At 66.4% G+C, this 12,510-nt stretch carries 14 protein-coding genes; 13 read left to right on the forward strand and 1 reads right to left on the reverse strand.

Going from position 1 to position 12,510, the window contains the following annotated elements:
- Window positions 1–16: 16 nt before the first annotated feature.
- Entirely contained in the window at window positions 17–568 is a 552-nt protein-coding gene (gene phaP, locus RXV79_RS16075) for a TIGR01841 family phasin (protein WP_296729697.1), read from the forward strand.
- A gap of 221 nt (window positions 569–789) precedes the next feature.
- Here the strand turns inward: phaP and RXV79_RS16080 are convergent, their stop codons facing one another.
- Window positions 790–1,719, reverse strand: coding sequence for a patatin-like phospholipase family protein (locus RXV79_RS16080; RefSeq protein ID WP_316698884.1), 930 nt, complete (start codon window positions 1,717–1,719; stop codon window positions 790–792).
- 134 nt (window positions 1,720–1,853) lie between these two features.
- Between RXV79_RS16080 and RXV79_RS16085 the strand changes: the two genes are divergently transcribed.
- The 12 genes from RXV79_RS16085 to RXV79_RS16140 all read left to right on the forward strand — a co-directional run bounded on the left by RXV79_RS16085 (window position 1,854) and on the right by RXV79_RS16140 (window position 12,509).
- The gene (locus tag RXV79_RS16085) at window positions 1,854–2,621 is read left to right on the forward strand and encodes a sulfite exporter TauE/SafE family protein (RefSeq protein ID WP_316698885.1); all 768 of its coding nucleotides are present in this window, start codon (window positions 1,854–1,856) and stop codon (window positions 2,619–2,621) included.
- A gap of 16 nt (window positions 2,622–2,637) precedes the next feature.
- Window positions 2,638–4,341: a nitrite/sulfite reductase gene (locus RXV79_RS16090; RefSeq protein WP_316698886.1), complete on the forward strand. Its 1,704-nt coding sequence runs from the start codon at window positions 2,638–2,640 to the stop codon at window positions 4,339–4,341.
- Between the two features lie 12 nt (window positions 4,342–4,353).
- Window positions 4,354–4,887 carry a DUF934 domain-containing protein gene (locus RXV79_RS16095; RefSeq protein ID WP_316698887.1) on the forward strand — a complete coding sequence of 178 codons (534 nt, stop codon included), beginning with the start codon at window positions 4,354–4,356 and terminating at the stop codon, window positions 4,885–4,887.
- Window positions 4,884–5,636 carry a phosphoadenylyl-sulfate reductase gene (locus tag RXV79_RS16100; RefSeq protein WP_316698888.1) on the forward strand — a complete coding sequence of 251 codons (753 nt, stop codon included), beginning with the start codon at window positions 4,884–4,886 and terminating at the stop codon, window positions 5,634–5,636. The genes RXV79_RS16095 and RXV79_RS16100 overlap by 4 nt, the downstream gene beginning before the upstream one ends.
- Window positions 5,633–6,592, forward strand: a complete 960-nt coding sequence (cysD, locus tag RXV79_RS16105) for a sulfate adenylyltransferase subunit CysD (protein ID WP_316698889.1) — start codon at window positions 5,633–5,635, stop codon at window positions 6,590–6,592. The genes RXV79_RS16100 and cysD overlap by 4 nt, the downstream gene beginning before the upstream one ends.
- A 2-nt stretch (window positions 6,593–6,594) precedes the next feature.
- Window positions 6,595–7,881, forward strand: coding sequence for a sulfate adenylyltransferase subunit 1 (locus RXV79_RS16110; protein ID WP_316698890.1), 1,287 nt, complete (start codon window positions 6,595–6,597; stop codon window positions 7,879–7,881).
- A gap of 3 nt (window positions 7,882–7,884) precedes the next feature.
- Window positions 7,885–8,694 carry a uroporphyrinogen-III C-methyltransferase gene (gene cobA / locus RXV79_RS16115; RefSeq protein ID WP_316698891.1) on the forward strand — a complete coding sequence of 270 codons (810 nt, stop codon included), beginning with the start codon at window positions 7,885–7,887 and terminating at the stop codon, window positions 8,692–8,694.
- Complete coding sequence (fdxA, locus tag RXV79_RS16120; RefSeq protein ID WP_316698892.1) at window positions 8,691–9,014, forward strand: ferredoxin FdxA; 324 nt, start codon at window positions 8,691–8,693, stop codon at window positions 9,012–9,014. Before cobA ends, fdxA begins: the two co-directional genes overlap by 4 nt.
- 9 nt (window positions 9,015–9,023) lie before the next feature.
- Window positions 9,024–10,073, forward strand: coding sequence for an NAD(P)/FAD-dependent oxidoreductase (locus RXV79_RS16125; RefSeq protein ID WP_316698893.1), 1,050 nt, complete (start codon window positions 9,024–9,026; stop codon window positions 10,071–10,073).
- A gap of 135 nt (window positions 10,074–10,208) precedes the next feature.
- Entirely contained in the window at window positions 10,209–11,828 is a 1,620-nt protein-coding gene (locus RXV79_RS16130; protein WP_316698895.1) for a recombinase family protein, read from the forward strand.
- 51 nt (window positions 11,829–11,879) lie between these two features.
- A complete protein-coding gene (locus tag RXV79_RS16135) occupies window positions 11,880–12,035 on the forward strand; it encodes a hypothetical protein (protein WP_316698896.1) in 156 nt (51 codons plus the stop codon).
- An 18-nt stretch (window positions 12,036–12,053) separates the two neighbouring features.
- The gene (locus RXV79_RS16140; RefSeq protein ID WP_316698897.1) at window positions 12,054–12,509 is read left to right on the forward strand and encodes a DUF2493 domain-containing protein; all 456 of its coding nucleotides are present in this window, start codon (window positions 12,054–12,056) and stop codon (window positions 12,507–12,509) included.
- Window position 12,510 lies beyond the last annotated feature (1 nt).

A 12,510-nucleotide genomic window follows, 5' to 3' on the forward strand; every position in this document is an offset into this window, starting at 1 on the left:
ATTGGAGATCATGAACATGCTGACCGCTGAACAACTCATCGCCGCTCACAAGGCCAACGTCGAAACCCTCTTCGGCCTGACTGGCAAAGCCTTCGAAGGCATCGAGAAGCTGGTGGAGTTGAACCTGCAAGTTGCCAAGACCGCACTGGGCGAAGCCACCGAGAACACCAAGGCTGTGCTGTCGGTGAAGGACGCACAAGAGCTGCTGGCCCTGCAAGCCGGCCTGCTGCAACCGGCCGCCGAAAAGGCCGCCGCCTATGGCCGCTACGTGTACGACATCGCGTCGGCCACCAGCGCCGACATCAGCAAGGTCGCCGAAGCCCAGGCCACCGAAGCGCAGAAGAAGTTCATGTCGCTGGTCGACACCAACCTGAAGAACGCTCCCGCCGGCACCGAGAACGCCGTGGCGCTGGTGAAGTCGGCCGTGGCCGCTGCCAATAACGCCTACGAGTCGGTGCACAAGGCTGCCAAGCAGGCTGCCGACGTGGCCGAAGCCAACTTCCAGGCCATGACCTCGACCGCCGTCAAGGCGACCCAGGCCGCGACCAAGACCAAGCGCGCCGCCTGAGCCCCTCGGCTGCGAAACACAAATTTGCGAACGGGGATTGAACTTCCAGGCGCACCCGCCATCTGATGAGCACCACGGGCCATGCTCGTGGTCTCCCTGAAAGGTTGTCTCCTCGGTACCCGCGAATTCTCCATTCAAGGTACCTTTCAGCCCGGTGGCAACACCGGGCTTTTTATTTGCCCGAACGAAAGCGGCCCTGCGCGCCCGCGTGCTGGCGCAAATCAGCGTGGCTTGGTGAAGAGCTTGGCTTTCAACTCGGGCAGTGCAGCCGTCATGGCGTCGCGCCCGGCCTGGATTGAACGCTTCCGGTTCGAGAAGTCGGCGCTGGAGACGCCTGCCAGCTTGGGCCGCAACACCAGGTCCGCATCGCGCAACTCATAGGCGTTGATGCTCTTGCCCATGATGGCGAAGGTCTGCAGCAGCATGCGCATCGGGTCGCCGGTCGGTGCACCGTCGGGAATGGCCGAGATGTCGACCGCAATCACGAGTTCGGCACCCATCTGCCGAGCAAAGCGCACCGGCACCGGCGACACCAGCCCGCCATCCACATACTCGCGCGTGCCGATCTTCACCGGCGTGAACACCGCCGGCACCGAACTCGACGCCCGCACCGCAGTGCCGGCATCGCCTCGCTGGAACAGGATGGCCTGCCCGCTGTCCAGGTCGGTGGCCACGATGCCCAACGGCACCACCATCTGCTCGATCGTCCGGCCGCCGGTGTTCTCGCGCACGTAGCGGGCCAGTGCCTCGCCGCGGATCAGCCCTCGGCCCGGGAACGCCCAGTCGGCAAACGCCGATTCGTCCATCTGGTCGGCCATCGCGCCCAGCGCTGCGCCATTGCGGCCCGAGGCGTACAGCGCCGCCACCAGACTGCCCGCCGAGGTGCCGGTGACGTAGTCGACCTTGACGCCGTTTTCCTCCAGCACCTGGATCACGCCGATGTGTGCAAAGCCGCGGGCCGCCCCGCCCCCGAGCGCCAAGCCGACGCGCAAGGGCCGCGGTGGCGACACCACGGGGGCGGACGCCGGCTGGTCCGGCGGAACCACCACGGGCGGGACGGTCGGGGCCGTCTGGCAAGCGCTCAAGGCCACCATCGCCAGCCACACGGCCAGCCATCGGCCGCGATCGAGACATTCGCTGAGAAAACGCATGGGGCGCGATTCTAGAAGCGGCGCTCTGCGGCGCGCGCCTTCATGCCGCCGCGCGCATAAACAACTTACTAAACTGTTCTTTCTATATATATAGACGCTTTGTACAGTCCAGCCTCCCTCTTTCCGGGCAGCACATGGACTTTCTGGCAATCCTCAGCGGCTTTGGCGTCGGCGCCATCGTGGGCCTGACCGGCGTCGGCGGAGGTTCGCTGATGACGCCGCTGCTCATGACCGTCTTCAAGCTGAACCCGGCCGTGGCCATCGGCACCGACCTGTGGTTCGCCGCGATCACCAAGACCTCGGGCTCGATCGCCCACCACCGCCACGGGCATGTCGACTACAAGATCCTGTGGCGCTTGCTGGCGGGCAGCATTCCGGCGTCGATCCTCACCCTGTCGCTGATGCACTTCACCGGCATCACCAAGGGTTGGGCCAGCGCTCTGACGTTCTCGCTCGGCATCGCCCTGCTGCTCACGGCGGTCACCGTGGCCTACAAGTCAGCGTGGCACGCGCTCGGCCTGAAGCTGGAGCGCTGGCTTCCGGAGTCGCGCAAGCCCGGTCTCACGGTGCTGGCCGGTCTCATCCTCGGGGTGCTGGTCACGCTCAGTTCGATCGGCGCCGGTGCCATCGGCGCCACGCTCATCCTGCTGCTCTACCCGCGCCTCGAAGCCCGCCGCCTCGTCGGCACCGACATCGCCCACGCGGTGCCGCTGACGCTCGTGGCCGGCGTCGGCCACGCCGCGCTGGGCCATGTGGAGTGGGGCCTGCTGGCCGCGCTGCTGGTGGGGTCCATCCCCGGCATCTGGCTTGGCGCTCAGCTCACCCGGAAAATGCCCGACCGCCTTGTGCGGACCCTGCTGTGCGTGTCACTCGTGACCGCCGGCCTCAAAGTCATCCGCTGATCTTCGAACCACCACGATGTACCAGTACACCTCCTTCGACACCCAGTTCGTCAAGCAACGCGCTGCCCAGTTCCGCGACCAGCTCGAGCGCAACCTCGCCGGCAAGCTCGCCGACGACGACTTCCGCGCGCTGCGCCTGCAAAACGGCTGGTACATCCAGCGCCATGCGCCCATGGCCCGCATCGCCGTGCCTTACGGCGAGCTGAGCAGCACGCAGCTGCGCATGCTCGCGCGCATCGCCCGCGAATTCGACCGGGGCTACGCGCACTTCACCACGCGTCAGAACTGCCAGTACAACTGGATTCCGTTGCCCAAGGCCGCGGACGTGATGGACCTGCTGGCCTCGGTCTCGATGCACGGCATCCAGACCAGCGGCAACTGCATTCGCAACATCACGAGCGACTGCTTCGCCGGTGTCGCGGCCGACGAGATCGTCGACCCGCGCCCCTACTGCGAAATCCTGCGCCAGTGGAGCACGCTGCACCCCGAGTTCGCCCACCTGCCGCGCAAGTTCAAGATCGCGGTGAGCGGCGCCAAGGAAGACCGCGCCGCCATCGCCTGGCACGACATCGGTCTGCAGCTCCTGAAGAACGACAAGGGCGAGGTCGGCTTCAAGGTGCTCGTGGGTGGCGGCATGGGCCGCACGCCAATCATCGGCACCGTCATCAGCGAGTTCACGCCTTGGCAGAACATCCTCGTGTTCATCGAGGCGATCGTGCGCGTCTACAACCGCTATGGCCGCCGCGACAACATGTACAAGGCGCGCATCAAGATCCTGGTGAAGGCCGAAGGCCAGAAGTTCATCGACGCGGTTGCCAAGGAGTACCAGGACATCCTCGAGCGCGATCTCGATGGTGCCTCTCACATCCTCACGCAAGCCGAGTTCGACCGCGTCAACGCCTGCTTCGTGCGCCCGGCCGGTGTGGCGCCGATTGCGAACTCTAAGCTGCACGTGCCCGCCGACGCCCCCGACGCCTTCAAGCGCTGGACCGAACGCAACGTGCACGCCCACCAGGTGCCCGGCTATCGCGCCGTGACCCTCTCGCTCAAGCGCACGGGCCAAGCCCCTGGCGACGCCACCGACACGCAGATGGAACTGGCCGCCGACCTCGCCGACAAGTTCAGCAGCGGTGAGCTGCGCGTCTCGCACGACCAGAACCTGGTGCTGCCCTGGGTCAAGGAGAGCGATCTCTTCACGCTGTGGCAAGAGGCCAAGGCCGCAAGCTTCGCCACGCCCAACATCGGCCTGCTCACCGACATGATCGCCTGCCCCGGCGGCGACTTCTGCGCCCTGGCCAACGCCCGCTCCATCCCCATCGCAGCCGACATCACCGAGCGCTTCGACGACATCGACGAGCTCTACGACATCGGCGACATCGACCTGCACATCAGCGGCTGCATCAACTCCTGCGGCCACCACCACAGCGGCCACATCGGCATCCTCGGCGTGGATAAAGACGGCAAGGAGTGGTACCAGGTGTCGCTCGGCGGCCTCGATGGCTCGGCCATCGGCGGCCATGCCTCCACACCCGGCAAGGTGATCGGGCCCTCGTTCGCCGCCGAAGAAGTGGCCGACGTGATCGAAGCCGTGCTCGACACCTACCGCGAGCAGCGCAGCAGCGCGGCCGAGCGCTTCATCGACACCGTCAAGCGCATCGGGCTCGACCCGTTCAAGACCGCTGCCAACGCACAGCGCCGCGCCACGGCGCAGCAGGCCTAAAGAGTGATCGCCATGAAGTTCATCACCTCCACCAATGACCGCTGGCACACCGTAACCGGCGAAGACGGCCCGCTTGTCACCGTCACCCACACGCCTTACAGCCTGCTCACGCTGAGCCAGTGGCACGGCGTGCGCGCCCAATGGCCGCAAGGCGTGCCGGTCGGCGTGATCTACCCGAACGATGCGGACATCGAAGAACTCGAAGCCGACCTGCCGCGCCTGAGTCTCGTCGCACTGCAGTTCCCCAAGTGGACCGACGGCCGCGCCTACAGCCAGGCGCACATCCTGCGCTCGCGCTACCGCTACCAGGGCGAGGTCCGCGCCACCGGCGAGGCGCTGGTCGACATGGTCTCGCTGATGCAGCGGACCGGCTTCGATGCCGTGGCCTTGCGCGCCGACCAGTCGATCGAGGCCGCCGAGCGCGCGCTGCGCTTCTTCCCCGGCTACTACCAGGGCGACGTGAACGAGCGCCGCCCGCTCTTCGCACGCCCGGCGGGTGAGGCGTACACCACCGAAGAATTCAACCAGGCAGGTTCGTCGATATGAGCGCCATCGCCCTCTACGACCGGCTCACGCCGGACTTCGACCGCCGCGTGGCCAACGCGGTGGCCGTGCTGAAGCAGGCCGCCGCCGAGCACCCCGGCAAGGTGGTGCAGGCCACGAGCCTCGGTGCAGAAGACATGGTGCTCACCGACCTCATCGCCAAGCACCAGATCGGCATCGCCATCGGCACGCTGGAAACCGGCAAGCTGCACGCCGAGACGGTCGCCCTGATCCCGCGCATCGAAGAGCGCTACGGCCTCAAGGTCGAGGTCTACCGCCCCGAAGCCGATGCCGTGATCCATTTCGTGAAGAACCACGGCGAGAAGGCGATGTACGAAAGCATCGACCTGCGCAAGGGCTGCTGCGGCATCCGCAAGCTCGAGCCGCTGTCGCGCATGCTGTCTGCCCGCACCGCGTGGGTGACCGGCCTGCGCCGCGAGCAGAGCAACAACCGCGGCGACGTGCCCTTCAGTGAGCCCGACGACAAGGGCCGCATCAAGTTCAGCCCGCTGGCCGACTGGACGTGGAACGACGTCTGGCACTACATCGCCGCGAACAACGTGCCCTACAACCCGCTGCACGACGAGTTCATGCCCAGCATCGGCTGCGCACCGTGCACGCGCGCGATCGCCGTGGGCGAAGACTTCCGTGCCGGCCGCTGGTGGTGGGAAGACGAGAAGGCCAAGGAGTGCGGACTGCACGTCCATGGCGCAGAAGAAGCTGCTGTTTCGATGATTGGAGATAGGAAATGAACGCCCCGCTGACCGTGGAGCAACTGCTCCCCGAGCTGGACCACACCCACCTCGACTGGCTCGAAGAAGAAGCCATCTTCATCCTGCGCGAAACCGTGGCCGCCTTCGAGCGCCCGGCCCTGCTGTTCTCGGGCGGCAAGGATTCCTGCGTGGTCCTGCGCCTGGCCGAGAAAGCGTTCAAGACCCGTGGCAAGGACGGCGAGTTCAAGGGCCGCCTGCCCTTCCCGCTGCTGCACGTGGACACCGGCCACAACTTCCCCGAGGTCATTGAGTTCCGTGACCGCCGCGTGGCCGAAATGGGCGAGCGCCTGGTGGTCGGCCACCTCGAAGACTCGATCAAGCGCGGCACCGTGCGCCTCTCGCATCCTCTGGAGTCGCGCAACGGCCACCAGACCGTGGCCCTGCTCGAGGCAATCGAGGAGCACCGCTTCGACGTGCTGATGGGCGGCGCCCGCCGCGACGAAGAGAAGGCGCGCGCGAAAGAGCGCATCTTCAGCCACCGCGACAGCTTCGGCCAATGGCAGCCGAAGGAGCAGCACCCCGAACTGTGGACACTCTTCAACACCCGCATCAAGCCGGGCGAGCACATGCGCGCCTTCCCGATCAGCAACTGGACCGAGCTCGACGTGTGGCTGTACATCGCCCGCGAGAACATCCCGCTGCCGACGCTCTACTACGCGCACGACCGCAAGATCATCCGCCGCAAGGGCCTGTTGGTGCCGCTCACCGAGGTGACGCCGCCGGAAGGCGACGAGCAGATCGAAACCGCTCAGGTGCGCTTCCGCACCGTCGGCGACATGACCTGCACCTGCCCGGTAGAAAGCCCGGCCGCCAACGCCACCGACATCGTGGCCGAGACGCTCAAGGTCACCGTGAGCGAACGCGGCGCGACCCGCATGGACGACCGCACGTCGGATGCTTCGATGGAGCGCCGCAAGAAAGAAGGCTATTTCTGATCATGAGTACCGCAGCACCCGCCATCAAAGACCACCGCGCCCTGCGCTTCCTGACCGCAGGCAGCGTGGACGACGGCAAGAGCACCCTCATCGGCCGCCTGCTGTACGACAGCCGCGCCATCCTCGCTGACCAGCTCGACACGCTGGAGAAAAAGGCTGCGGGCCAACCGATCGACCTGTCGCTCCTGACCGACGGCCTGGAAGCCGAGCGCGAGCAAGGCATCACGATCGACGTCGCCTACCGCTACTTCGCCACCAAGCAGCGCAAGTTCATCATTGCCGACGCGCCGGGCCATGAGCAGTACACCCGCAACATGGTGACGGCCGCGGCCGGCAGCGATGCCGCCGTGGTGCTGGTCGACATCACCAAGCTCGACACCTCGGCCAAGCCGGTGCCGCTGCTGCCGCAGACGCGCCGCCACGCGCTGCTGGCCCACCTGCTGCGTGTGCCCAGCATCGTGTTTGCCGTCAACAAGCTCGACGCCGCCGCCGACCCCGCCCACGCCTTCAAGGCGGTGAGCGAGTCGCTGACCGCGTTTGCCAAGCAAGCGGGCATCGCAGTGGCCGGCATCATCCCCGTCTCGGCCCTGCGTGGCGACAACGTCACGCAGCCACTCGACGCCGACTGGTACGACGGCCCCTCGCTGCTGCAACTGCTGGAGTCGCTGCCCGCGCTGCAGGAGCGCAAGGACGGCGACCTGCTGATCCCCGTGCAATACGTGAGCCGCGAAGGCGAAGGCACTGGCAACCAGCCGCGCACGCTCTACGGCCGCGTGGCCCACGGCCGTGTGAAGCCCGGCGACGAAGTGCAGATCTTCCCGAGCGGCCAGACCGCCATCGTGGCCGAAGTACGGCTCGCGAGCGAAGTGGTCGACGTGGTCGAAGCCGGCCGCTCCGCCGGCGTGGTGCTCGACCGCCAGCTCGACGTCTCGCGCGGCGACTGGATCGCCACCCCGAAAACCGTGCACGAGACCAATCGCTTCAGCGCGACGCTCGCCTGGCTCGACACCGAGCCGGCACAGGTCGGCCGCAAGTACTGGGTGCGCCACGGCAACCGCTGGGTGCAGGCACGCATCGCCAGCATCGAGAGCCGCCTCGACATCCACTCGCTCGAAGCGACCGAAGCACACCAGCTCGCGGTCAACGAGATCGGCCACGTGATCGTGGAGACGCAGCAGGCGCTTCCGGTCGAGTCTTACGAGTCCAACCGCGTCGGCGGCTCGCTCATCATCGTCGACCCGGCCAGCAACCGCACGAGCGGTGCGCTGCTCGTCAAAGGCGCTGCGTAAGTCATGGGCAAGGTGATCTTCATCGGCGCAGGCCCCGGGGCCGCCGACCTGATCACCTTGCGTGGCGCACGCCTGCTCGCCACGGCTGACGTGGTGCTGTACGACGCGCTCACCGACCCGGCTCTGCGTGAGTACGCGCCCAAAGCTCGCTGGCTGCATGTCGGCAAGCGCGGCTTCGCCGACAGCACCGGCCAGGCCACGATCAATGCGCTGCTTGTGAAGCATGCCAACGAAGCGCAGACCGTCGTGCGACTGAAAGGCGGCGACCCGAGCGTCTTCGGGCGCCTGGAGGAAGAGCTGCTGGCCCTCGCCGAGCACGGCATCGAGACCGAAGTCGTGCCGGGTGTGACCTCTGCATTGGCCGCCGCCGCCAGCAGCCAACGCCCCCTCACCCGCCGCGGCTCCGGCCGCAGCGTGAGCTTCGCCACAGCGATGACGCGCACGGGCGACCTCAACGCCAGCCGCACGGCCGACACCGAAGTCTTCTACATGGCCGGCAAGCAGCTCGCCGAGCTGTCGCGCCAGTTGATGGCCGCAGGCTGGCCGGCTGACACGCCGGTGAGCGTCGTCTCCCGCGCCGGCTGGCCCGATGCACTGCACACCGAACACCCCGTCGGCGAACTGGCGCGCGGCAGCGTCCTGCACGCCGGCCGCCCCACCATCGTGACGGTGGGGGCTGGCGCTATGCCACTGAGTCCCTTGATTTCCGACAACGGTGCACCTTCGGGGGAAACCCTCAAGCCCCTAAAATGCACCGTTTCGCCGCACGGCGGCGACCCACGCACCCACTCCAACTTTCCGCAAGAGCCATGACGCACGTTGTCACCGAAGCCTGCATCCGCTGCAAATACACCGACTGCGTGGATGTCTGTCCAGTCGATTGCTTCCGCGAGGGCCCCAACTTCCTCTCGATCGACCCCGACGAGTGCATCGACTGCGCCGTGTGCATCCCCGAGTGCCCGGTCAACGCGATCCTTCCCGAGGAAGACGTGCCCGCCGACCAGCAGCACATGATCAAGATCAACGCCGACCTTTCCAAGGGTTGGCCGAGCATCACCAAGCGCAAGGCGCCGCTGCCCGATGCCGACGAGTGGAAAGACAAGACCGGCAAGCTGTCGGAGTTGAAGAAGTAAGTTCAGCCGATGATCGACACCGATGCGCTGATCGTCGGCGCCGGCCCGGTGGGCCTGTTCCAGGTGTTCGAACTCGGCCTGCTCGAGATCAAGGCCCACGTGGTGGACTCGCTCGCCGCTCCCGGCGGGCAGTGCATCGAGCTCTACCCCGACAAGCCGATCTACGACATTCCGGCCGTGCCGCGCAGCACCGGCCGCGAGCTCGTCGACAGCCTGCTCAAGCAGATCGAGCCCTTCGGCGCCACCTTCCATCTCGGGCAGGAGGTGACCGTGGTGCGCAAAGAAGCCGACGGCCGCTTCCATGTCGAGACGAGCAAGGGCACGCGCTTTCTGGCCAAGACTGTCTTCGTGGCGGGCGGTGTGGGCTCGTTCCAGCCGCGCAGGCTCAAAGTCGACGGCCTCGACAAATACGAAGGCACCCAGCTCTTCCACCACGTGAAGACACCGGCGGCCTTCGCCGGCAAGCAGCTCGTGATCGTCGGCGGCGGGGACTCGGCGCTCGACTGGGCCTTGCACTTTGCACAAGACGGGCCCGACAAGGCCGAGAGCGTGATCCTGCTGCACCGGCGCGACGGCTTCCAGGCGGCGCCCGCGAGCATCGCGAAGATGCGCGCGCTGTGCGACGCGATGCAGATGCAGTTCATCGTCGGCCAGATCACCGGCCTCGAAGAACATGAAGGCCGACTCACCGCCGTGAAGGTCACCGGGGGTGATGCGGTCACTCGCGTGGTGCCGCTCGATGCGCTCCTGGTCTTCTTCGGCCTGAGTCCAAAGCTCGGCCCCATCGCCGACTGGGGGCTGGACCTGGAACGCAAGCAGGTCGTCGTCGACACCGAGAAGTTCGAGACCAGCGTGCCGGGCATCTTTGCCGTGGGTGACGTCAACACCTACCCCGGCAAGAAGAAGCTCATCCTGTCGGGCTTCCACGAAGCGACGCTGGCGGCCTTCGGCGCGGCGCCCTACGTCTTCCCCGACAAACGCATCCAGCTGCAATACACGACCGCCAGCCCGAAGCTTCACAAGCTGCTCGGCGTGGAGTCACCCTCATTCGACGACTGACATAATCCGTTCCTGCTGTGCCTCGCGCACAGCATCCGCTAGGGGTGTTGAGAGCCATGCCAATGGCACTCGACTGAGAGAGTCCCTTTGAACCTGATTGAGGTAAGCCTCGTTCCGCGGATATAAACTATCCACATGGAACAGCCGCCCCGCGTCTACAGCTACCTCCGCTTCAGCAACATCAAGCAGGCCGCCGGCGCCAGTGCTGACCGCCAGCGCTCCTACGCGGCCGAGTGGGCGGCTAAGCATGGCCTGCAGCTGGACGAAGAGCTCAGCATGCGCGACGAGGGCCTGTCGGCCTTTCACCAGACGCACATCAAGAAGGGCGCCCTGGGTGTCTTCCTGCGGGCGATCGAAGACGGCAAGGTGGCGCCAAAGTCGGTCTTGGTGGTCGAGAGCCTGGACCGCCTGTCTCGCGCGGAGCCGCTGCTTGCCCAGGCGCAGATGACGTCGATCATCAACGCCGACATCACCGTCGTGACCGCCAGCGACAACAAGGTGTACAGCCGGGAGCGCCTGAAGGCGAACCCGATGGATCTGATCTATTCCCTCCTGGTCATGATCCGCGCCCACGAAGAGAGCGACACCAAGAGCAAGCGCGTGACCGACGCCATCCGGCGCAAGTGCAAAGGGTGGGTGGCCGGCACATACCGCGGCCGCGTGAGCATCGGCCAGACGCCTGGCTGGCTGCGCATGGTCGACGGGAAGTGGGAGCTGATACCTGAACGTGTTGCGGCGATTCGCCTGGTCTTCGATCGCCACAGGGCTGGCCACGGCATGGGGCACATCGTCAAGGAGCTGCACGACGCGGGACTGCAGGTGAGCGACTCAAAGCCGGACTCTGGCCATCTGATCCGGCTGTTCACGCAGCGCGCCCTGATCGGCGAGAAGCACGTCGAACTGGGCGACGAGACCTACGTGCTCGAAGGCTACTACCCGCCAGTGCTCACCAAGAAGGAGTGGGAGGCGCTCCAAACCGACACGGCGGAGCGCTCGCGGAAGTTCGTGAAGGGCGACATCCCGTCGATCCTCACCGGCTTCGGCGTGACCATCTGCGGCTACTGCGGGTCGCCGATGAAGGGCCAAACTATGGCCAACAAGCGCCGTCCTGACGGGACGCTGTCCGATGGTCACCGTAGGCTGCAGTGTGCAGCAACGAACCGCGGCGGCTGCGCGGTTGAGGGCTCATGCTCGGCCGGCCCCATCGAGCGCGCCATCACCGGCTTCTGCTCCGACATGCTCAATCTGCGAGGCCTGGCGGGCGGGGACCGCTCGGTTGGGCCGCGCGCCGAGATAGAGGCCGCCCGGGCGAAGATGCGCGACATCGACGCGCAGCTGGAGCGCCTGACCGACGCGATGTTGTCCAGCGAGAGTGCGCCGGCAGCCTTCACCAAGCGCGCGCGTGAGCTCGAGGAGCAGCAGCACCTGCTGCGTGAGCGCATCAAGCAGCTGGAGGATGCTCTGGCTGTGGCAACCCGCAGCGATCTAGCGGGAGCGGATCTCAAGTGGGCATCGCTGGCCAAGGCGGCGGAGCAGCTCGACTACACCGCACGCATGACGACCAGGCAAATGGTTGCCGACACCTTCCAGAAGATCGTGGTGTTCCATCACGGCATCAGGCCGCGACCCGGGCGCAGGGTTGGCATGGACGTCGTTCTGGTCAGCAAGGCCGGCATCTCCCGCCTGATCGAAATATCTCCATCAGGTGCCTGGACGGTGGCCGATGAATTCGACCTCGAGGCCGTGACCGCATAGGCGACCAAAATGTTGTTTGCACAACAATTCGTTCGCGCTAGGCTTGGGCGGATGATCTGGGTCGTGCTTGCGTTTCTTGCCTTCTGCGGCGTCATCGCCGTCTCGCCAGGCGGCGGGGTGAAGGCCGCCCTGTCGAGCGCCTGGGCAATCATGGGCCTGTGCGCCATCGGAGCCGTCCTGTTCGCGATCGGCCGCGCGCTCTCGTAGATCGTGGGCAACCCGCCCATGCAGCGGCGCGATGACGCGCCTGCACCCATCGCGCCCCTCCTCCCCACAGAAGCCCAGCAACGGGCCGCCAGGCTCGCTGGCGGGCACGTCGTGATCGTGACGGGGGGTCGGGACTACCAGGACCGAGAGCGTGTCTTTGCGGCCCTCGACAAGGCGCACGCGCGCAAGCGCATCACGCTGCTCGTGCACGGCTGCTGCCTCGACAAGAAGACCGGCGAGATGATCGGCGCCGACCGGTGGGCGCACGAGTGGGCTGAGGCGCGTGGCGTGAAGCCGGAGCCGCACCCTGCGAACTGGGAGCTGTGGGGGAAGTCGGCCGGGCCGATGCGCAACAGCCAGATGGCGCGCGCCGGCGCGCACGGCTGCATCGCCTTCCCAGGCGGCAGCGGCACGGCGAACATGATCAGGAACGCGGAGCACCACAACATCCCGGTGTGGCGCCCCTTCGGCTGAA

Origin of the sequence: Piscinibacter gummiphilus, assembly GCF_032681285.1 — a bacterium.
GTDB classification, from domain to species: domain Bacteria; phylum Pseudomonadota; class Gammaproteobacteria; order Burkholderiales; family Burkholderiaceae_C; genus Rhizobacter; species Rhizobacter gummiphilus_A.